Genomic DNA, 18,817 nt, shown 5'->3' on the forward strand with positions numbered 1-18,817 from the left:
CCGCCGCGATGACCGATTTCTGTCTGCTCTGCCAGCTTGTCCGCACAAGAAAGGATGACTCATGTCTATCAAGCGCCCGAACGCCGAGGATGTCGCCGAACTCGCTGCGAGCCTGCACATGAACATGTCGGTCGAGGAGGCCGGCGACTATCTCGCGTTGATGGGCGGCATGTTCGATGCGTATGACGTCATCGACGAGCTGCCGAATCCGCTGCCGCCGGTGAAATATCCGCGCGTGCCCGGCGGCAAGCCGGCGCCGGGCGAGAACAAATACGGCGCCTGGGCGATCAAGACCGAGGTGAAGGGCGCATCCAGCGGCAAGCTTGCCGGCCGCACCGTCGTGCTGAAGGACAACGTCGCGCTTGCCGGCGTTCCCATGATGAACGGCTCGACCACGCTCGAAGGCTTCGTTCCCGCGGCCGACGCGACCATCGTGACGCGGATTCTCGATGCCGGCGGCACCATTGTCGGCAAGGCGGTGTGCGAACATTTCTGTCTCTCGGGCGGCAGCCACACCTCCGATCCGGCGCCGGTCCATAACCCGCACAGGATGGGGTATTCCGCCGGCGGCTCGTCCTCGGGCAGCGCGGCGCTGGTTGCCGCCGGCGAGGTCGACATGGCGATCGGCGGCGACCAGGGCGGCTCGATCCGCATCCCGGCGTCCTATTGCGGCATCTATGGCATGAAGGCGACGCACGGCCTGGTTCCCTACACCGGCGTGATGCCGATCGAATCGACGATCGACCACACCGGCCCGATGACGGCGAACGTCACCGACAACGCGCTGCTGCTGGAGGTGCTGGCCGGTCCCGACGGGTATGATCCGCGGCAGTATGCGCCGAAGGTCACGAGCTATACCGAGCTGCTCAACCGGGGCGCAAAAGGCCTGAAGATCGGCGTGCTCAAGGAGGGCTTTTCGGCGCCGAACATGCAGGAAGGCGTCGTCGCCAAGGTCAAAGCCGGGGCGGAGCGCTTCGCCAAGCTCGGCGCCAGCGTGTCGGAAGTTTCGATCCCCGAACACCTGCACGCGCTCGCGGCCTGGAATCCGATCACGCTGGAGGGTTTCCTGGTTCAGATGATGATCGGTAACGGCATGGGCTTCAACTGGAAGGGGCTCTACGATGTGGGCCTGGTCGACGCGCATTCCGCCTGGCGCGATCGTGCCGACGACCTGTCGCAGACGCTGAAGCTCTGCATGCTGGTCGGACAGTGGGGCGTCAGCCACTATCGCGGCCGCTACTATGCGAAGTCCCGCAACATCGCGATCGCGGCCAAGGCGGCCTACGACAAGATGTTCGCCTCGTACGATTTGCTGCTGATGCCGACCTTGCCCTGCGTTGCGACGCCGATTCCGGCGAAGGGGGCGCCACTGGCCGAGGTGGTTCAGCGCGCCTTCGAGATGACCGCCACCACCAGCCCGTTCGACGTCACCGGCCACCCGGCCATGACCGTGCCCTGCGGCCTCTCCGACGGCCTGCCGGTCGGCCTGATGCTGATCGGCAGGGATTACAACGAGGCGACGATCTATCAGGCGGCCAAGGCCTTCGAGGCCGACGGCGACTGGAGAAAGTTCTGATGATCACGATCACCGCAATCATCAGGGCCAAGTCCGGCCGCGAGGTCACGATGCGCGACGCGCTGCGCGACGTCGCGACCCATGTTGCGGCCAACGAGCCGGAGACGATCGGGTTCTTCATCTCGCAAAGCGCTGACGATCCCTGTCTGTTCACGACCTATGAGCGGTTCGCCGACAGGGCCGCGATGGATCGCCATAACGGGTCGGCCGCGGTGGCGACCTTCTTCGGCATCGCCAAGCCGATCCTCGACGGTGAGGTCACGCTGGTGACGTCGACGGAGGTCTCGGCGACGGTCCGCTAAGCATGATCCGGAAAAGTGCGAAGCGGTTTTCCCTCGCGACAAACGCCAAAGGCGTTTGCGCGGAGATCATGCTCAAACAAAGGGCTAAAGTGCGATGACGATTCAACCAAATCTCATCGCGCTTTAGGCCGGCGCCGGAGCAATCGCGGGAGAACATCGTGACGTTACGGCTTCATGGCATCATCGGGAGGTCCGACGACACGGCCTATGCGCAGCGTCTGCACCATGTCGAGCATCACGGCGGCATCGAACTGCTGTTCGTGCCGCCTGCGGATGTCGGCCGCAAGCGCTTTCGCCTGACGACCGACCACGGAACCGACTGCGCGGTCAGCCTCGATCGCGACGAGGAGCTGGTCGACGGCGCGCTGCTGTTTCTCGCACATGATCGCGCCATCATCGTTCGTTTCGGCGAGCAGCAGACGTGGCGATTGAAGCCGGCGGATCGCGCGGCGGCGCTCAAGCTCGGATGGCATGCCGGGAATCTGCACTGGCGGGTCCGTTTCGACGGCGACTGGCTCGTCGTGCTGCTGGACGGTCCGCTCGAGACATATCGCGCGCGGATCACGCCGCTGCTCGCGACAGGCGAGGTGATGGAAGCCGATGCTGTTCGATAGACTGCAAGCGCTGGCACTGCTGCAACTCGGCGATAGCGCCTATCCGGCCGGCGGCTTCGCGTTCTCCTGGGGGCTCGAAGGGCTCGCCGCCGACGGCATGCTCGCCAATCGCAACGAGCTGGACCGCATCATTGCCGATCAATTGGTGCGGCGCTGGGCCACCATGGATCGCATCCTGCTGCGCAAGGCCTTTCACGCGGCGGGATGCGACGCGATTGCCGCAGTCGATCGCTGCGCCGAAGCCGGAACGGCATCGGCCGAGATGCGGGAAGGGTCGCGTCGGGCGGGGCGGGCGCTGCTCGGGGTCTGGGTCAAGCTCGATGGGCCGCTGTCGATCGCGTACCGCAACGTGGTGTCGTCGGACGCGCGGCTTGGTCATCTGCCGGTCGCGCAGGCCGTGGTTTGCCGGGATGCCGATTTCAGCTTGGACGCGGCGGAGTTGATGTCGGGCTGGACGCTGGTGACGGGGCTGGTCAGCGCAGCGGTGCGGCTCGGCGTCATCGGCCATGTGGAAGCCCAACGCAGTCAGTCGGTGGCGCGCGGATTGCTCGCGGACCTGCTGGCGGAGACGCCGCGGCCCGATGCGCTGCCGGCGAGCTTCACGCCGTTGATCGATATTGCGGTGTCGCGCGGGCCGCTGCGCCAAGTCCGGATGTTCACGACATAGAGGAGACGACCTCGCCATGATGAACCTGTCGCCGACCGAGTTGGATCGTCTTGTGATCTTCAATGCCGCGCAGATGGCGCGTCGCAACCGCTCGCTCGGGATCAGATTGAGCCACCCCGAGGCGGTCGCCTACATCACCGACGAGGTGATGACGGCGGCGCGCCGCGACCTGCCCTATGCGGACATTCGCGACATGGCAGGAAGGCTGCTGACGACGGACGACGTCGAGCCCGGCGTCGCGCAGATGATCCCGATGCTCTACATCGAATGCCTGTTCGCCGAGGGCACCAAGGTGATGGCGGTGTTCGAGCCGATCGCATCCAGCGACACGCCGGCCACCGACGAGCTCGTGCCCGGCGAGATCATCGCAGGCGGCGCCGACATCGAGAGCTTTGCCGGCCTGCCGGCGGTCACCATCGAGGTCGTCAACACCGGCGACCGCGATGTCCAGGTCCGCAGCCACACGCATTTCTTCGAGGTCAACCGCGCCCTGCGCTTCGATCGCGCGGCGGCCTGGGGCATGAAGATCGATCGGCCGGCCGGCGCCGGTGTACGTTTTGAGCCGGGCGTCACCAAGTCGGTGCGTCTCGTTCCGATCGCGGGCGACCGGGTCGTGCTCGGGCAGGCCGGGCTCGTCAATGGTCCGCTGGATGCGCCGTCCGCGCGCGACGCGGCGCTCAAGCAGGCCCGCGCCCGCGGCTATCAGGGAGCCTGACCGTGGCCATCCTGACCCGCCGCGCCTATGGCGAGCTCTACGGCCCGACCAAGGGCGATCTGGTGCGGCTCGCCGACACCAGCCTGCTCGCCGAGATCGAGCACGACCACACCACCTACGGGCACGAGCTGCTGGTCGGTGCCGGCAAGAACTTGCGCGATGGCGAGGCGGTCAACGGTCACCGGACGTCCTCGCACAAGATCCTCGATGCGGTGATCAAGAATGCCACGATCGTCGATGCGGTGACCGGCATCGTGAAAGCCGACATCGGCATCCGGGACGGCCGCATCGTCGGCATCGGCAAGGCTGGTAATCCCGACGTCATGCCGGACGTGCATCCCGACATGGTGGTCGGTCATACCACGGCGCCGATCGCCGGCGGCCCCTTCATCGTCACCGCCGGCGCGATCGAGTCGCATGCGCATTTGATCTCGCCCGAACAGTCCGACCATGCCCTCGCCGGCGGCACGACCACATTGGTCGGCAACGGCTCGGGCCCGGTTTTCGATGTCGGCAGCGGCGCCGCCGCACCCTTTGCGCGTTTCCTTCAGGCGATCGAGTTCTCGCCGCTCAACTACGCGCTGTTCGGACGCGGCGGCTCCAATCCGGAAGCCGTCGAGGAGGCGGTGGCGGCCGGCGGCATGTCGGTGAAGATCCACGAGGATTTCGGGGCGGCTCCGGCCGTGATCGACCAGAGCCTGGTGGCGGCCGACCGCAACGATTTCGCGGTCCATCTGCACACCGATTCGATCAACGAATACGGCTTCTGCGAGGATACGATGGCCGCCGTCGATGGCCGCACCATCCACATGTATCACGTCGAGGGCGCCGGCGGCGGTCACGCGCCGGATCTGCTTAAGGTCGTGTCGTGGGACAACGTGATTCCCTCGTCCACCAACCCGACCAACCCCTACACCTCCTACGGCATGGAGGAGGGCGTGCCGATGACGATGATCTGCCATCAGCTCAACTACAATGCGCCCGAGGACGTGATGTTCGGCGAAGCGCGGGTGCGCGCCCAATCGATGGCCGCGGAGGATTTCCTCCACGACATGGGCGCGATCTCGATCTTCGGCACCGACACCCAGGGCATGGGACGGCTTGCCGAGAATGTCGCCAAATGCTGGCAGCTCGCCAGCGTGATGAAGGACCGGATCGGCCGCCTGCCCGAGGAGAAAACCGTTCGCGCCGACAATGAACGCATCAAGCGTTATGTCGCCAAGCTCACCATCAACCCGGCCATCGCGGTCGGCATCGATCACCTGGTCGGCTCGGTCGAGGTCGGCAAGATGGCGGATCTCGTGCTCTGGCCGCGCGCGTCATTCGGCCTCAAGCCTTACATGGTGATCAAGAACGGCTTTGTGGTCTGGGCCGCGATGGGCGACGGCAATGGCAGCCTTGGCCTGTCGGAGCCGATGATCCAGAAGCGGATGTGGGGCGCGCTCGGCGCCGCGCCGCAACGGCTGGGCGTCAACTTCGTCTCGAAGCTTGCCATGGATGCCGATATCGGCCGCAAGCACGGCCTGACGCGCGATCTCGTCCAGATCAGGAACGTGCGGAAGCTGCGCAAAACCGACATGGTGCGGAATGCGGCCAAGCCGCATGTCGAGGTCGATCCGCAGACCTTCGAGGTCCGCGCCGATGGCAAGCTGTTGATGTGTCCTCCAGCCACCAGGGTGCCGCTGGCCAGGCGGTATATGTTGCGATGAGCCGCATTTCACTGAGCGTATCGACCGAGGCGCGCATCGCGGCCGCGCGGGTCGGGATCGGAGGGCCGGTCGGCTCGGGCAAGACGGCGCTGGTCGAGCGGCTGATCCCGGCGCTCAAGGCGCGCGGCATCGATATCGCCGTCATCACCAACGACCTGGTCACGGCGGAAGATGCCGAGCGGATCCGGCGATCCGGGCTGATCGATCCGGCGCGCGTGTCGGCGGTCGAGGCAGGCGCGTGCCCTCACACCGTCATTCGCGAGGATCCGACGCTCAACATCGAGGCGGCGGACGAACTCGAGCGGCGCTTTCCGGGCGTCGAGCTGATCCTGCTGGAGAGCGGCGGCGACAACCTCGCGTCGACCTTTTCGCGCGATCTGACCGATTTCTGGATGTTCGTCATCGACGTGGCCGGGGGCGACGATATCCCGCGCAAGCGCGGGCCCGGCGTCATCCGCGCCGACCTCCTTGTCATCAACAAGGTCGATCTGGCGCCTCATGTCGGCGTCGACCTGGAGCGCATGCGTCGCGAGGCCTTGGCTGTCCGCGGCGATCGTCCGGTCTTGCTCACCAATTGCCGTCGCGGCGAGGGGATCGATGCGATCGTCGATCTGCTCGAACGCGAGGTCTTGTTCAGAACGTGAGGCCGGCGGCGACAGCGGACGATCTGCGGCTCGACCTGAGCTTTGTCCGCCGTGGCCGTCGCACGGTGATCGACCGGCGCCTGTTCCGTTGGCCCTTCGTCCTCACGCGCAGCTTCCATGTCGATCCGGATCGGCCGGATTGCCTCGGCGTGATCGTGCAGACCGCAAGTGGCGCGGTGCACGGCGAGGATCGCCTGGCGCAGCGTCTCGTGCTCGAGCCGAGCACGGCCGTCTGCCTCACCAATCAAGGCGCGACGTCGGTGCATCGTGCGGACCCGGATGCTCACTCCGCCGAGACCGTCAGGCTTTACCTCGCGAACGGCGCCAGCCTGGAATATCTGCCGGAGCCGCGCATCCTGTTTCCGGATGCGGCGCTGCGCCAGTCCGTGGAGCTCGATTGCGCAGACGAGGCGTGCAGCTTGATCGTCGATGCATTCACGATGCACGATCCCGGCGGGACAGCTCGCGGCTTCCGTGAGCTGGAATCGACGTTCTGCCTGCGCAGATCGGGCGGCGAGCCCGTGCTGATCGACCGGATGCGGCTGCAGCGTCCGGATCCCGATATCTTTCGCGGTCATCGGGCGTTTGGATCGGCGTTCCTGGTGCTGACCCCAACGCATGACCTGACGAGCCTTCAGGCATCGCTGAACGCCGCTCTGGACCGGATCCCGGGCCTGTACGCCGCGGCCAGCATGCTGCCGGAGGCCGCGGGGCTCGGTGTCCGCCTCGCGGCGCCGGATCTCAGGCCGATCCGAACTGCATTTGACGGGATCCGGGCGATCTATCGTCAAGCAATGCTGGCTTCGATGGTGTCCTGAAGGCGAAAAGTTTCAAGGGGGATTGACTGACACTCTCTCGGCCAGCCTCTCATGACCGGTTCTTAATCTCGCAGTGATAGGACATTGCTCGGTCCGAAGGTCCGGCGGCCGTTCGATGCTCCGATATGTCTTGAAAATGCTCCATGGGTTTGTCCTGGCTGCGGTGTTGGCGTTGGGGCTGCCATTTGCATTTCTGATGCTACCGGCGGCCGGGTTTTTCCTGACGCTTCTGCCGGTCTGGAGCATCGGTATCATTTGTCTGCTGTTTTTCGGGCTACTGATCCTCAAACGAATTCCCCAAGCTATCGGCGTTGCGACGTTGGCAATCGCCCTCGCGCTATCGCCGTTCGGGACGTTGGGCATGAGTGGCCTCAGCGCCGTCGGCGAGGTGATTGAGCTTAATAAATTTGCGCGCGAGTTGGTGGCGAAATGCCCAACTGGCGATGTCCCTCTGAAGGAGCCAGCCGTCAAGTACGACCTCATCGTTCTCGACGATATCGATACGGGTGGAGAGCAAAACTACGAAGTTGCCGACACGGTCGCTGTCCTGACGGGAATGCGCGTGGTCACGATCACCCGCGCCGGCCTCGATTCCCACTTCTATGAGGCCTGGGAAACCAGGACCACTGAGCGTTCCGACGCTTGTGCCGGGGAACGCGACAGTGCCAAGGTCCGCGTGACGCCGCGAGGGTCGCAAAGGAAAATTGCACCGTTAGCCGTCGACGTGTGTTTGAGGCGAACCAAAATTCCGGACCCGTCGCGCGATCAGACGCCGGCCTCGTTCTCAGAAACATCCCAGGTGATGCAGACTATTGCCGGCTCACCGAGGTCGTCGAACGCATGGACGACAGGAGCGTAGTGTTGGGTCGTGTAAACCCTCCCAATCCAGTGCTGCCCAAGGTCGTAGCGCAAGGCAATTGGCTCCTCGTGCTGCTTAGCAAGGTTCTGCAGCAGGACCTCAGCGACAAGGCTGTCATGGCGCGCGCCGTCAAGACGGCGAAGTGAGCCGTCAGATCTCTAGACCAGCTCCACGGGTCCTTTGGCTTCAGCAGAGCGTGGCCCAACGCCACCACGCCGCCGCCAAATGGATTCTGCCGGCGTATCGCGAACTTCACGCCACCGGTGTGATCTCGCGCAAATGCCGTTCGATCGCGGCCTCGACCTCGTTCGGGTGATCGACCTGGGGCAGGTGCCCGGCGTCGGGGATGATCGCCAGGCGGCAATCGAGCATCGCCGCGAGCTCGGTCATCGGCTGCACCAACAGCTGGTCGTTTACGCCGACGATCATCGTCAGTGGCACCTGCATTCTCTTCACGCCGTCAAGATAGGCGAGGGACTGGATGGCGCGGGCGCAGCCGATAAAGCCTTCGGGATTGGTCTGGTTGATGCAGTCGACCAGTGCGGCCGCGATCGCCGGCTGCGCCTCGAGAAAGCCGCGTCCGAACCAGCGCTCGGCGGTCGGTGCCGCCAGCGGCGCGATGCCTCGCTCGCGCACCAGCGCGATCCGGTCGTCCCATGCGGCGGCGAAGGGCGGCGGCGCATCGGCGCGTGCGGCGATCACACACAGGCTGAGCAGGCGGTCCGGATGGCCCACGCCGAGGCCGAACGCCGTCATGCCGCCCTGCGAGACACCGATCACATGCGCGCGCGCGATCTCGAAATGATCGAGCACCGCGACCGCATCCGCCACCAGGTCGTCCATCGTATAGGAACCGCGCGGTGCCTCGGATTGTCCGTGACCCCTGGTGTCGGGGGCGAGCACGCGATGGCCGCGCGCGGCAAGCGTGAGGGCCTGACGATGCCAGATTGCGCTGCTGGTCAGGATCGAGTGGCAGAGCAACACCGGTACGCCGCGCTGGGGGCCGCCGACACGGACGCTGAGCCGCCCGGCCTTGCCCGGCACATCGTGCCGGACGAAGCCCTGCCATGCGGTGGTTACAATCGGGCCCGGTTCAATCGACAAGGCCCATCTCCGCGAACACGTCCTTAGCGATGCGGAAGCTGTCGAGCCCGGCGGGCATGCCGCAATACACCGCGATCTGCAAAAACACCTCACGCAGCTCGGTCTTGCTCAGGCCGTTGTTGAGCGCGCCGCGGATATGCACCTTCAGCTCGTGCGGCCGGTTCAGCGCAGCGATCATGCCGAGGTTGAGCAGGCTGCGGCTGCGCTTGTCGAGATCCGGGCGATTCCAGATCTCGTCCCAGCAATATTCGGTCGCGAGCTTCTGGATCGGCCAGTTGAACGCATCGGCCGCCTTCAGCGAGCGCTCGACATAGGCGTCGCCGAGCACGGTGCGGCGGGTTTGCAGGCCGCGCTCGAACTTCTCGCCGCGGGCATTGGCGTCGGTCATCATCGTCTCCTGTTGAATCTGTGGTTACGCCAGCGCCGGCTCGGCGAGCGGGGTGTTCCAGGCGTCGTAGCCGTAGACCCAGTCCGGATCGGTCGGGTTCTTGAGCCAGGTGTTGGTCCGCGAGCTCGCCTGCACGCGCGAGGTGCGTGGCTTGCGCGTCGCCTCGAAGCGGCGGAAGGCCTCGGTGACGCCGTCGCGATCGACGCCCGCAAGGCAGCGCGACAGCACCGCGGCATCCTCGATCGCCATCGCCGCGCCCTGCGCCATGTAGGGTGTCATTGGATGGCAGGCGTCGCCGAGCAGCGTGATGTTGCCTTCGCTCCAGCGCGGCAGCGGATCACGGTCGACCAGCGCCCATTTGTGCACCGACGGGCAGGCCTCGAGCACTTTGCGGACCTGGGGGTGGAAGCCTTCGAACGCCTTGCGCAACGCGCCGACGTCGCCGGTCGCCGACCAGGATTCCACGGTGAAGCCCGGCTCCGGCTGGCTGGTCACGAAATAGACCTCGCTACGGTCGGGCTTGACGTAATAGATCACGATGTGGCGATCCGGTCCCCACCATTTGGTGCAGTCGTCGATCGGATAACCCTTGAGCAGTGATGCCGGAAACACGGTCCGATAAGCGATGCGGCCGGTGAAGTTCGGCTCATCGCGGCCGAACAGCCGCTCCTTGACGAAGGAATGCACGCCGTCGGCCGCCACCACCGCGTCGACCGTCGTGCTGTGCCCATTGGCGAAGGTCAGCGCCACCGAACGGTCCGCGCGCTGTTCGATGGCAGTCAGCTTGTGATCGAGCCGGACGAGATGATCCGGCACGGCGCTGGCGAGCGCCGCATGCAGGTCGCCGCGATGCCCGAGCAGATAGGGTGCACCGTAGCGCTCCTCCGCGGCAGGGCCGAACACCATGTCGAAGCGCACCTCGCCGGTGTCGTATTCCTTGTTGTTCCAGGAGCGCGGATAGAACGCCGCGCGGCGCAGCACCGGCTCCAGGTCCCACGCCCGCATCACCTTCATGGCGTTGCAGCCGATCTGGATGCCGGCACCGAGCCGGGTGAAGCGCTGGGCCTGCTCGTACACCGTCACATCGACGCCTGCGCGGCTCAACGCCGCGGCCGAGGCCAGTCCGCCCATGCCGGCGCCGATCACCGCCACCGAAAGTCTGCTCATCGTCGTTCCTCACAGCTTGCGCCGGTGGACGACCGGCTTCCTTGCCGTTGTCGGTCAAAGCGGCAGGCGCCCGCAAACGAGTAATGCTGACGGAGCGTGAGGTGGGCTCACGCGGCCGCTACCTGCCTGTGAGCTGAGGTCACGCTGCCTGAGCTTAACTCGTTTGCGCTTGGCGCAATCGCCCGCCAACGTCGCGCCGCTGCTGCAGCGGTGCATCCACCGACGGCCCGGCCAACATCAAGACTCCAGAGGATCGCCGCCCATGTCCACCATCACCAATGACGGCGCCGCCCGTCTCGACGCTGCTGCGGCGCCCTGGCACGCGCGTCTCTATGTCCAGGTGCTGATCGGCATCGCGCTCGGCGTGCTGGTCGGCTACCTCTGGCCGGATGTCGGCGCGGCGCTGAAGCCGCTCGGCGACGCTTTGATCAAGATGATCAAGATGGCGATCGCGCCGATCGTCTTCCTCACCGTGGTCCACGGCATTGCGAGTCTCGGCGACATGCGCAAGGCCGGACGCATCGGGCTGAAGTCAATCATCTATTTTGAGGTTGCGACCACCGCGGCGCTGATCCTTGGCCTGATCGTCATCAATCTGGCGCGGCCCGGCGACGGCATGCACGTCTCGGCCGCTTCGCTGGATTCCCGCCTCGTTGCCACCTATGTGACCCAGTCGCACGACCAGTCCGTGGTCGGCTTCCTGATGAACGTCATTCCTTCGACCGTCGGCGGAGCGTTCACCAGCGGCGACACGCTGCAAGTGCTGTTCTTCGCCGTGCTGTTTGGGATCGCCCTGCAGCGCTATGGCGAAGGCGGCAAGCCGGTGCTGGCGGCGATCGAGAAGCTATCGAAGATCCTGTTCATCCTGATCGGCATGATCATGCGGATCGCACCGATCGGCGCGTTCGGGGCCATGGCCTTCACCATCGGCAAATACGGCGTCAACTCGATCGTTGCGCTGTCGCACTTCATGCTGGTGTTCTATCTCACTTGCCTGCTGTTCGTGATCGTCGGGCTCGGCATCGTGTCGCGCTTCGCCGGCTTCAGCATCTTCAAGCTGATCCGCTATCTGCGGGAAGAATTGCTGCTGGTGCTCGGCCTGTCGGGCTCGGAATCGGTGATGCCGCGCTTCATCGACAAGATGAAAGCCGCAGGCTGCGCCGAATCGACCGTCGGCCTGGTGATCCCGACCGGCTACACCTTTAATCTCGACGGCACCTGCATCTATCTGACCATGGCCGCCGTGTTCCTCGCCCAGGCCACCGACACGCCGATGTCGCTTATGCAGCAGATCGGCCTTGTGGTGGTCTGCCTGTTGACGTCGAAGGGCGCGGCCGCGGTGCCGGGCAGCGGCTTCATCGTGCTGGCGGCAACACTGGGTTCGATCGGTCATGTCCCGGTGGCAAGCATCGCACTGCTGCTCGGCATCGACCGCTTCATGTCGGAAGCGCGCGCGCTGACCAATTTCATCGGCACGGCGGTGGCGACCGTGGTGGTGGCGCGCTGGGAAGGCGACCTCGACCGCGCCCAATTCGTCCGCGCCCTCGACAATCCGGACGCCGCCACGCTATCCTCCTGAGCCTTCCGGAGACGCGACAGCATCATGAGAAAGTTGCCACCGCTCAACGCGGTGCGGACATTCGAGGCGGCCGCGCGGCATGTCAGCTTCACCAAGGCCGCTGAAGAGCTGCTCGTCACCCACGGCGCCGTCAGCCGCCAGGTCGCGCTTCTCGAGGACTGGTTCGGCGTCAAGCTGTTTCGCCGCGCGCCTTCGCAACTGACGCTGACCGCCGCCGGGCAGATCTATTATCGCGAGGTCACGGCGATCCTCGATCGGCTGGCGCTCGCGTCGATGGACATGAAGGCGTACGGCTCACCGTCGGTGCTGCGCGTCAGCGCGCCGCCGACCTTTGCCATGCGCTGGCTGATCCGCCGCATCGCCTCGTTCCAGCGCATGCGCGCCGATGTCGAGCTGCGGCTGTTGACCTCGATCGGGCCGCTCAACGTCAACGACCGCTCGTTCGACGTCGCGATCCGCGGCAATGTCGGCGAGCCGGTCGGCTGGATGTCGCAGCACTTCATGACCGAGTTCATCGCGCCGGTCTGCCATGTCGACCTGTTGAGCCGCGGGCGGCTCGCCACGCCCGACGATCTGCGGCGTCACACCCTGATAACCTATCTGACCGAGCCCTATGACTGGCCGCGCTGGCTGGCCCAGGCCGGCGGCGAGATGAGTGCGGACCAGGAGACGCTGCGGTTCGAGCAGATGTTCTTCGCGCTGCAGGCGACCATCGAGCGCATCGGCATCGGGCTGTTTCCGCTGTTCCTGGTGATCGACGAATTGATGGCCGGCCAGCTCTGCCTGCCGTTCGGCGATCTCGGCTTGCGCAAGCGCGAGTATCGCTCGTTCTATCTCGCCGACAATGAAAGCGCCGGCGCGATCGCCGATTTCACTGCGTGGCTCGCCGATGCCGGGCGTGAGACCGAGCAATTCATGATGGACTGGGGCAGGTCGAAGGGCTGGAGCTTCTAGCGGCGGAGACCTGAGGTGTTTGGGCTGAACCGCACGGCGATGCCGGCTCTCTCACAGCGAAGCGGAAAACCAGATGCCCAGCCCTTCTCGCCGGCCCTTCCTGCAGGTCGCGCTCGGCGCGGCGACGCTGCCAATACAACGTGCGCGAATTCGCACCGGTCGCGCTGATCGCCAGCGGGCCGCAGCTGATCATCGGCCGACCCGACCTGCCGGCGCAAAATCTGAAGGAGCTGATCGGCTGGCTCAAGGCCAATGGCGACAAGGCGACGGCGGGCACCGCCGGCCCGGGATCGGGCGCGCATGTCGCCGGCGTGTTCTTCCAGCAGCTGACGAACACCAACTTCTCCTTTGTGCCGTATCGCGGCGCCGGCCCCGCGCTGAACGATCTGATGGCCGGGCATATCGACATCATGTTCGATCAGGCCTCCAACTCGCTGCCGCAGGTGAAGAGCGGGACCGTGAAGGCGTTTGCGGTGACGCAGTCGTCCCGGCTGGCGTCGGCGCCGGATATTCCAACCGTCGATGAAGCCGGATTGCCGGGGCTCACCATCGCCTATTGGCACGGCATCTGGGCTCCGAAGGGCACGCCCGACGAGATCGTGGCTGTTCTGGTGATGACGGCGCTCGAGCCCGTCGTCCGGCAGCGCTGCCGAGCTCGGGCAGGAGATTCCACCGCCGGACAAGCAAAGCCCGGCGGCGCTGCGCGACCATCAGGCCGCCGAGATCGAGAAATGGTGGCCGATCGTCAGGTCGGCCAACATCAAGCCGGACCAAGACGTAATCGTCTGACTTAAAAGGGATTTTCGGCGAATTGCTGATTTGGGGCTTGTCCCTTGACGGGTTGGTCTGCGCCATTATATGTGCAATCGAACATATAATGGCGACGATGACCGATACGAGCAAAACGGCGCCGGCGAAAATTGCCCGGCCCGATTCCCGGCCCAATTCCCGTCCCAAGGGACGTCCCATGGGACGCCGCAGCAAGGACATGCCTGATGGCCGTCAGGCGCTGCTGATCGCGGCGACCGAGGCCTTTGCGGTCCAGGGCTTCGACGGCGCGGATCTGCGCAGTGTCGCGGCGGCGGCGGGCGTCGCGCCGAATCTCGTGCGCGTGCATTTCGGCAACAAGGCCGCGCTGTGGGAGGCCTGCCTCGACCGGATCGTGACGCTTGCCGTGCCCACGATGGCCGAGGTGCATGCGGTCGCCCACGACAGCAGCCGCTCGCTCGGCGACCGGCTTCGCGCGCTCATCATCAAGGTCGCGACCTTCTATGCCGCGCATCCGGACGTCAGGAATTTCGTGGTTCGGCACGGCGCCGAGAGCCCGGAGCGCGCCACGCTGGTAACCGAGAAGCTGCTGCGTCCGGCCTATCAGTCGGCGCGCGAGCTTTTCCAGGCCGGCATCGATGCCGGCATCATCCGCAGCAGCCATCCGGCGCTGTTCTTCGCGCTGCTCAATGCCGCGCTCAACCAGCCGCCGTCCTTTCCGATGCTGCTCGGCCGGATCGCGCCCGAGATCGACGCGGAAACCGCCTGGTCCCGGCTGCTCGACACCACGATCGCAACGCTTCTGCACCTTCCGCCGTCGCAAGCCGACGGCGAACCCGCAGCCGGCAACGGCCGCACGCCGCAGTCGTGACATCCCGTCTCGGCCCGACATGTCAACCACCAGTGAGAGAGTGATCCATGAAACGTCGTCTTGCCCTCGTGCTTCTCGCCGCAACCATTGCGCCCGCCATGACGCCCGCTTTGGCCCAGTCCGGACCGGACGAATCGATGCAGCGTCAGGCCTGCATGGGCGACGCCATGCGGCTCTGCGGCGCCTATATTCCGGACCGCGAACGGATCAGGGCTTGCATGGCCGCGCAGGTCGAGCAGCTCAGCCCGTCATGCCGCGCGGTGTTCGATGCCTCCGTGCGGGCCGAGCGGTCGCCATCGGCGCGGCGTTGATCGGCGCCGTCGGTTCCAGGAGCTTGCGTCCGGGCCACAGTTCGCGGCGAGTAACGGCTGCCGCACGAGCAACCGTCTCAAATCCGTGAAAACACCCCTTCCGTTAACCTTCGGTTAACCATGCGGTCCGATTGTTAACCATTCGACAAGACAGCCGAGTCAGGGGCGATGGACGCAACTCAACAGGTCGCACGTCAGCAGGTCCGCATGCGCGGCCGTTCCTATGTTGCGTTCGTTTTCTCGCCGGTCGTGCCCGTCGTGTCCTGGCTCGCCGAGATCGACGCGACGCTGGCGAAATCGCCGGGCTTCTTCACCGGCAAGCCTGTGGTGCTGGACCTCGCGTCGGTCGATCTCAGCCAGGCCGCGATTGCGCATCTGATCGGCAGCCTCGGTGAACGCAACATCCGCATCCTCGGCATTGAGGGGGTCGACGAAGCCAAGCTCGGCCCCAACATGCCGCCGCTGTTGACCGGTGGCCGGGCCTGCGCGATCACCCATGTCGAGCCGAAGGCGCCGCCGCCGCAGGAAAAAAGCAAAGACAAGGATAAGGACAAGAGCAAGCTGCCGTCGCTGCTGCTCGAGAGCCCGGTCCGCTCCGGCCAGTCGATCGTGTTTGCCGAAGGCGACGTCACCGTGCTTGGCTCGGTCGGCTCCGGCGCCGAGATCGTTGCCGGCGGCTCGATCCATGTCTATGGCGCGCTGCGCGGCCGCGCGATGGCCGGCATCAACGGCAATTCGGCGGCGCGGATCTTCTGCCAGAAGATCGAGGCCGAGCTACTCGCCATCGACGGCTACTACCAGACCGCAGATGACATCGCCGACAGCTTGCGCAACCGGCCCGCCCAGGCGTGGCTCGAGGGCGAAATGCTGCGCATCACACCATTGAATTGATCGGCTACAAGGAGAGAGAGAATGGCCAAGGTTTTGGTCGTGACATCTGGGAAGGGCGGGGTCGGCAAAACGACCTCTACTGCCGCCTTGGGCGCGGCGCTCGCGCAAATGGGCCAGAACGTCGTCGTCATCGATTTCGACGTCGGCCTGCGCAACCTCGATTTGGTGATGGGCGCTGAACGGCGCGTGGTGTTCGACCTCATCAATGTGGTGCAGGGCGTCGCCAAGCTGCCGCAGGCGCTGATCCGCGACAAGCGGCTGGAGAACCTCTGGTTGCTGCCGGCGTCGCAGACCCGCGACAAGGATGCGCTGACCGAAGAGGGCGTCAAGCGCGTGATCGCCGATCTCAAGACCAAGTTCGACTGGATCCTGTGCGACAGCCCGGCCGGCATCGAACGCGGCGCGACGCTCGCGATGCGCTACGCCGACGAGGCCATCATCGTCACCAATCCGGAAGTGTCGTCGGTGCGCGACTCCGACCGCATCATCGGCATGCTGGACTCCAAGACGGTCCGTGCCGAGCGCGGCGAGCGGATCGAGAAGCATCTTCTGGTCACCCGCTACGATGCCGGCCGCGCCGCGCGCGGCGAGATGCTGTCGATCGACGACATCCTTGAAATCCTTGCCACGCCGCTGCTCGGCATTGTCCCGGAGAGCCAGGACGTGCTGCGCGCCTCCAATGTCGGCTGCCCGGTGACGCTGAACGCTGCCAACAGCGCGCCGGCGAAGGCCTATACCGACGCGGTGCGCCGCCTGATGGGCGAGGCGGTCGAGATGGTGGTGCCGGTCGAACGCAAGGGGCTGATGGACAGGCTGCTGCGACGGAGGGCGGCATGATGAACGTAATGCGGCTGTTCGGCGGCCGCGCCGCATCGGCGCCCGTCGCGCGGGAGCGGTTGCAGATCCTGCTTTCGCATGAGCGCGGCCGGACCGGCGCACCCGACCTGCTGGAGACGCTCCGCTCGGAAATCCTGAGCGTGATCTCCAAGCACATCGACGTGGATCCCGACAAGGTCGTGGTCAAGATGGACCGCGGCAAGTTCGTCTCGATGCTCGAGGTCGACATCGAGGTTCCTAATGGCGTGCAACGATCAAAGATGGTGGCGGCCACATGACGGCAGACAGCGACAGTCACATCGCCTGGCAGCGCGCGCAGCTCAAGAAGCTGCGTGCGGCGTTGAAGGCGATTGAGGCGGATCAACTCGGCAAGGCCAATTGCGGCCGCGCGACGCAGATGACGATCGACGAATTGCAGCGCAAGATCGGCGAATCAGGGCGTTGCATCGCCGAGTACGAGCGCCGCACCCGTCGTCCGCTGGCGACGGATCTCGGCAGCCTCGCCAGCGTCAGCTGGACGCACTGGAACGCCAACTTGCCGATAGCCAAGGCGCCGCGCCATCGCGCGTAGAGGGCGATTTCTCACAAGGTCGTCATTCCGGGGCGCGCCTCTTGGCGCGAGCCCGGAATCCATTGAGCCACGGGCGATGCGGAATAATGGATTCCGGGCTCGACGCTTCGCGTCGTCCCGGAATGACGATCCTATTGGGGAGCGCTGAGCTGAAGCAGCCGCGACCCTACAGCAAGAACGACAGCGCCGTCTCGCACTGGGCCTCGATCTTGAGCGTCAGCAAATCATCGGCGCGGGTGCGGCCGAGATTGACGGCGGCGATCGGCAGGCCGCGCTGCTTCGCCATCCGGACGAAGCGAAAGCCGGAATAGACCATCAGCGAGGAGCCGACCACCAGCACGGCGTCAGCCTGCTCGAGATGCGCCTGCGCGGAGGCAACCGTCTCGCGCGGCACGTTCTCGCCGAAGAACACCACGTCGGGCTTCAGCACGCCGCCGCAGGCCGCGCAGGCCGGCACCACGAATGACGAAAAATCCTGCTCGAGATCGGCATCGCCGTCAGGCGCGTCAGCGGCATCGAACGCGAGCCAGGCCGGATTCTGCCGCGCCAGCTCGCCCTGAAATTGTTCGCGTGGCATCGTCGCGCCGCAGCCGAGGCAGCGCACCACATCGAGCCGGCCGTGCAGGTCGATCACATGCTGACTGCCCGCGGCCTGGTGCAGGCGATCGACGTTCTGGGTCACGAGCTGCTCGCAGCGGCCTTGCTGTTCGAGCTTCGCCAGCGCGCAATGCGCGCCATTCGGCATCGCGCGGCCGAACCGCCGCCAGCCCACCATGCTGCGCGCCCAGTAGCGCTGCCGCGTCGCGGCCTCGCCCAGAAATGCCTGGATGGTGACCGGCCGCGTCCGCTTCCAGTTGCCGTCGCTATCGCGGTAATCGGGAATGCCCGAATTGGTGCTGCATCCGGCCCCGGTCAGGACAAACAGGCGCTGGTGGCCGGCGACGAAATCCTCGAGGGCGGGGTGCTGCATGCGCGCACATCTAGTGCGGGACGCGCGCTTGCGCCAGATGTGGGGGTCTGTTGCGGAGGACCTTTCACGCCGCCTCTGCGTTGACGGCATGGCACTTCCGACGGAGCGATCGATGCGTCCAGGATTCATCATCGTTGTTTGCGGGCTGACGTCCCTGACGCTGACGGCGGCCTATGGTCAGGACGCAGGCGTTTCCGGCGAGCAGGCATTCAACAATTCCTGCCGCACCTGCCACACCGTCAAGGACGGCGATAACCGCGCCGGCCCGAACCTGCACGACATCATCGGCCGCAAGGCCGGATCGGTTGCGAACTTCCCCTATTCGGAGGCGATGAAATCATCCGACATCGTCTGGGACGAGCGCACGTTGCTGCGCTTCATCGAGGATCCGGAAGCCGTGGTGTCGGGGAACGGCATGAAGCCCTATACCGGCGTCCGTTCACCCGAGGATCGCGCCAAGATCGTGGCCTTCCTGAAATCCCCCGGGAAGTGACTGGCGGAG

General features: G+C 65.5%; 24 protein-coding genes. 20 read left to right on the forward strand and 4 right to left on the reverse strand.

Annotated features, from left to right (window positions below; translation table 11 throughout):
* The first annotated feature begins 61 nt into the window (after positions 1 to 61).
* From ACVIW0_RS01520 to ACVIW0_RS01565, 10 genes are all read left to right on the forward strand, one after another.
* Complete coding sequence (locus tag ACVIW0_RS01520; protein ID WP_461350711.1) at positions 62 to 1,576, forward strand: amidase; 1,515 nt, start codon at positions 62 to 64, stop codon at positions 1,574 to 1,576.
* Positions 1,576 to 1,878, forward strand: a complete 303-nt coding sequence (locus ACVIW0_RS01525; RefSeq protein WP_461350712.1) for a putative quinol monooxygenase — start codon at positions 1,576 to 1,578, stop codon at positions 1,876 to 1,878. Before ACVIW0_RS01520 ends, ACVIW0_RS01525 begins: the two co-directional genes overlap by 1 nt.
* 158 nt (positions 1,879 to 2,036) lie before the next feature.
* Complete coding sequence (gene ureE, locus ACVIW0_RS01530; protein ID WP_461350713.1) at positions 2,037 to 2,492, forward strand: urease accessory protein UreE; 456 nt, start codon at positions 2,037 to 2,039, stop codon at positions 2,490 to 2,492.
* On the forward strand, positions 2,479 to 3,159 hold the full coding sequence (locus ACVIW0_RS01535; RefSeq protein WP_461350714.1) for an urease accessory protein UreF: 681 nt from the start codon (positions 2,479 to 2,481) through the stop codon (positions 3,157 to 3,159). The genes ureE and ACVIW0_RS01535 overlap by 14 nt, the downstream gene beginning before the upstream one ends.
* Positions 3,160 to 3,175: 16 nt before the next feature.
* Positions 3,176 to 3,874 carry an urease subunit beta gene (gene ureB / locus ACVIW0_RS01540; RefSeq protein WP_461350715.1) on the forward strand — a complete coding sequence of 233 codons (699 nt, stop codon included), beginning with the start codon at positions 3,176 to 3,178 and terminating at the stop codon, positions 3,872 to 3,874.
* Between the two features lie 2 nt (positions 3,875 to 3,876).
* A complete protein-coding gene (gene ureC / locus ACVIW0_RS01545) occupies positions 3,877 to 5,583 on the forward strand; it encodes an urease subunit alpha (protein WP_461350716.1) in 1,707 nt (568 codons plus the stop codon).
* Positions 5,580 to 6,227, forward strand: coding sequence for an urease accessory protein UreG (gene ureG, locus ACVIW0_RS01550; RefSeq protein WP_461350717.1), 648 nt, complete (start codon positions 5,580 to 5,582; stop codon positions 6,225 to 6,227). Before ureC ends, ureG begins: the two co-directional genes overlap by 4 nt.
* Before the next feature lie 65 nt (positions 6,228 to 6,292).
* Positions 6,293 to 7,045 carry an urease accessory protein UreD gene (locus ACVIW0_RS01555; RefSeq protein ID WP_461357215.1) on the forward strand — a complete coding sequence of 251 codons (753 nt, stop codon included), beginning with the start codon at positions 6,293 to 6,295 and terminating at the stop codon, positions 7,043 to 7,045.
* Positions 7,046 to 7,160: 115 nt separating this feature from the next.
* Positions 7,161 to 7,904, forward strand: a complete 744-nt coding sequence (locus ACVIW0_RS01560; RefSeq protein ID WP_461350718.1) for a hypothetical protein — start codon at positions 7,161 to 7,163, stop codon at positions 7,902 to 7,904.
* Positions 7,905 to 7,906: 2 nt separating this feature from the next.
* A complete protein-coding gene (locus ACVIW0_RS01565; protein ID WP_461350719.1) occupies positions 7,907 to 8,050 on the forward strand; it encodes a hypothetical protein in 144 nt (47 codons plus the stop codon).
* Positions 8,051 to 8,156: 106 nt separating this feature from the next.
* Here ACVIW0_RS01565 and ACVIW0_RS01570 read toward each other — a convergent pair whose 3' ends face one another.
* From ACVIW0_RS01570 to ACVIW0_RS01580, 3 genes are read right to left on the reverse strand one after another with little or no spacing between them, the layout of a single operon-like run.
* Positions 8,157 to 9,008 (reverse strand): alpha/beta fold hydrolase, encoded by an 852-nt coding sequence (locus tag ACVIW0_RS01570; RefSeq protein WP_461350720.1) that lies wholly within the window; start codon positions 9,006 to 9,008, stop codon positions 8,157 to 8,159.
* Positions 8,998 to 9,396 carry a carboxymuconolactone decarboxylase family protein gene (locus ACVIW0_RS01575; protein WP_461350721.1) on the reverse strand — a complete coding sequence of 133 codons (399 nt, stop codon included), beginning with the start codon at positions 9,394 to 9,396 and terminating at the stop codon, positions 8,998 to 9,000. The genes ACVIW0_RS01570 and ACVIW0_RS01575 overlap by 11 nt, the downstream gene beginning before the upstream one ends.
* Before the next feature lie 24 nt (positions 9,397 to 9,420).
* Positions 9,421 to 10,563, reverse strand: coding sequence for an FAD-dependent monooxygenase (locus ACVIW0_RS01580; protein ID WP_461350722.1), 1,143 nt, complete (start codon positions 10,561 to 10,563; stop codon positions 9,421 to 9,423).
* A gap of 262 nt (positions 10,564 to 10,825) precedes the next feature.
* On the opposite strand from ACVIW0_RS01580, the gene dctA reads away from it, so the two are divergent.
* The 9 genes from dctA (at position 10,826) to ACVIW0_RS01625 (ending at position 17,345) form a co-directional block, all read left to right on the forward strand.
* Entirely contained in the window at positions 10,826 to 12,142 is a 1,317-nt protein-coding gene (gene dctA, locus ACVIW0_RS01585; protein WP_461350723.1) for a C4-dicarboxylate transporter DctA, read from the forward strand.
* A 24-nt stretch (positions 12,143 to 12,166) separates the two neighbouring features.
* Positions 12,167 to 13,096, forward strand: coding sequence for a LysR substrate-binding domain-containing protein (locus ACVIW0_RS01590; protein ID WP_461350724.1), 930 nt, complete (start codon positions 12,167 to 12,169; stop codon positions 13,094 to 13,096).
* Between the two features lie 140 nt (positions 13,097 to 13,236).
* A complete protein-coding gene (locus ACVIW0_RS01595; RefSeq protein WP_461350725.1) occupies positions 13,237 to 13,890 on the forward strand; it encodes a tripartite tricarboxylate transporter substrate-binding protein in 654 nt (217 codons plus the stop codon).
* A gap of 173 nt (positions 13,891 to 14,063) precedes the next feature.
* The gene (locus ACVIW0_RS01600; RefSeq protein WP_461350726.1) at positions 14,064 to 14,735 is read left to right on the forward strand and encodes a TetR/AcrR family transcriptional regulator; all 672 of its coding nucleotides are present in this window, start codon (positions 14,064 to 14,066) and stop codon (positions 14,733 to 14,735) included.
* A 47-nt stretch (positions 14,736 to 14,782) separates the two neighbouring features.
* Positions 14,783 to 15,046 (forward strand): hypothetical protein, encoded by a 264-nt coding sequence (locus tag ACVIW0_RS01605; protein ID WP_461350727.1) that lies wholly within the window; start codon positions 14,783 to 14,785, stop codon positions 15,044 to 15,046.
* Positions 15,047 to 15,214: 168 nt separating this feature from the next.
* Positions 15,215 to 15,937, forward strand: a complete 723-nt coding sequence (gene minC, locus ACVIW0_RS01610; protein WP_461350728.1) for a septum site-determining protein MinC — start codon at positions 15,215 to 15,217, stop codon at positions 15,935 to 15,937.
* 21 nt (positions 15,938 to 15,958) lie between these two features.
* On the forward strand, positions 15,959 to 16,774 hold the full coding sequence (minD, locus tag ACVIW0_RS01615) for a septum site-determining protein MinD (RefSeq protein ID WP_461350729.1): 816 nt from the start codon (positions 15,959 to 15,961) through the stop codon (positions 16,772 to 16,774).
* On the forward strand, positions 16,774 to 17,052 hold the full coding sequence (gene minE, locus ACVIW0_RS01620) for a cell division topological specificity factor MinE (protein WP_461357216.1): 279 nt from the start codon (positions 16,774 to 16,776) through the stop codon (positions 17,050 to 17,052). The genes minD and minE overlap by 1 nt, the downstream gene beginning before the upstream one ends.
* Positions 17,049 to 17,345, forward strand: coding sequence for a hypothetical protein (locus ACVIW0_RS01625; protein WP_461350730.1), 297 nt, complete (start codon positions 17,049 to 17,051; stop codon positions 17,343 to 17,345). The genes minE and ACVIW0_RS01625 overlap by 4 nt, the downstream gene beginning before the upstream one ends.
* 166 nt (positions 17,346 to 17,511) lie before the next feature.
* On the opposite strand, the gene ACVIW0_RS01630 is transcribed toward ACVIW0_RS01625, so the two are convergent.
* Positions 17,512 to 18,354 (reverse strand): NAD-dependent protein deacetylase, encoded by an 843-nt coding sequence (locus ACVIW0_RS01630; protein WP_461357217.1) that lies wholly within the window; start codon positions 18,352 to 18,354, stop codon positions 17,512 to 17,514.
* Between the two features lie 73 nt (positions 18,355 to 18,427).
* On the opposite strand from ACVIW0_RS01630, the gene ACVIW0_RS01635 reads away from it, so the two are divergent.
* A complete protein-coding gene (locus ACVIW0_RS01635; RefSeq protein WP_461350731.1) occupies positions 18,428 to 18,808 on the forward strand; it encodes a c-type cytochrome in 381 nt (126 codons plus the stop codon).
* Positions 18,809 to 18,817 lie beyond the last annotated feature (9 nt).

It is taken from the genome of Bradyrhizobium sp. USDA 4454 (assembly GCF_054822705.1).

Bases quoted from the DNA above. Each gene is read 5' to 3' on its own strand.
- ACVIW0_RS01535 (WP_461350714.1), top strand. From the start codon at position 2,479: ATGCTGTTCGATAGACTGCAAGCGCTGGCACTGCTGCAACTCGGCGAT.
- ACVIW0_RS01590 (WP_461350724.1), top strand. From the start codon at position 12,167: ATGAGAAAGTTGCCACCGCTCAACGCGGTGCGGACATTCGAGGCGGCC.
- minC (WP_461350728.1), top strand. From the start codon at position 15,215: ATGGACGCAACTCAACAGGTCGCACGTCAGCAGGTCCGCATGCGCGGC.
- ACVIW0_RS01520 (WP_461350711.1), top strand. From the start codon at position 62: ATGTCTATCAAGCGCCCGAACGCCGAGGATGTCGCCGAACTCGCTGCG.
- minD (WP_461350729.1), top strand. From the start codon at position 15,959: ATGGCCAAGGTTTTGGTCGTGACATCTGGGAAGGGCGGGGTCGGCAAA.
- ureB (WP_461350715.1), top strand. From the start codon at position 3,176: ATGATGAACCTGTCGCCGACCGAGTTGGATCGTCTTGTGATCTTCAAT.
- dctA (WP_461350723.1), top strand. From the start codon at position 10,826: ATGTCCACCATCACCAATGACGGCGCCGCCCGTCTCGACGCTGCTGCG.
- ureG (WP_461350717.1), top strand. From the start codon at position 5,580: ATGAGCCGCATTTCACTGAGCGTATCGACCGAGGCGCGCATCGCGGCC.
- ACVIW0_RS01525 (WP_461350712.1), top strand. From the start codon at position 1,576: ATGATCACGATCACCGCAATCATCAGGGCCAAGTCCGGCCGCGAGGTC.
- minE (WP_461357216.1), top strand. From the start codon at position 16,774: ATGAACGTAATGCGGCTGTTCGGCGGCCGCGCCGCATCGGCGCCCGTC.
- ACVIW0_RS01605 (WP_461350727.1), top strand. From the start codon at position 14,783: ATGAAACGTCGTCTTGCCCTCGTGCTTCTCGCCGCAACCATTGCGCCC.
- ACVIW0_RS01625 (WP_461350730.1), top strand. From the start codon at position 17,049: ATGACGGCAGACAGCGACAGTCACATCGCCTGGCAGCGCGCGCAGCTC.
- ACVIW0_RS01580 (WP_461350722.1), bottom strand. From the start codon at position 10,563: ATGAGCAGACTTTCGGTGGCGGTGATCGGCGCCGGCATGGGCGGACTG.
- ACVIW0_RS01575 (WP_461350721.1), bottom strand. From the start codon at position 9,396: ATGACCGACGCCAATGCCCGCGGCGAGAAGTTCGAGCGCGGCCTGCAA.
- ACVIW0_RS01600 (WP_461350726.1), top strand. From the start codon at position 14,064: ATGGGACGCCGCAGCAAGGACATGCCTGATGGCCGTCAGGCGCTGCTG.
- ACVIW0_RS01560 (WP_461350718.1), top strand. From the start codon at position 7,161: ATGCTCCGATATGTCTTGAAAATGCTCCATGGGTTTGTCCTGGCTGCG.
- ACVIW0_RS01635 (WP_461350731.1), top strand. From the start codon at position 18,428: ATGCGTCCAGGATTCATCATCGTTGTTTGCGGGCTGACGTCCCTGACG.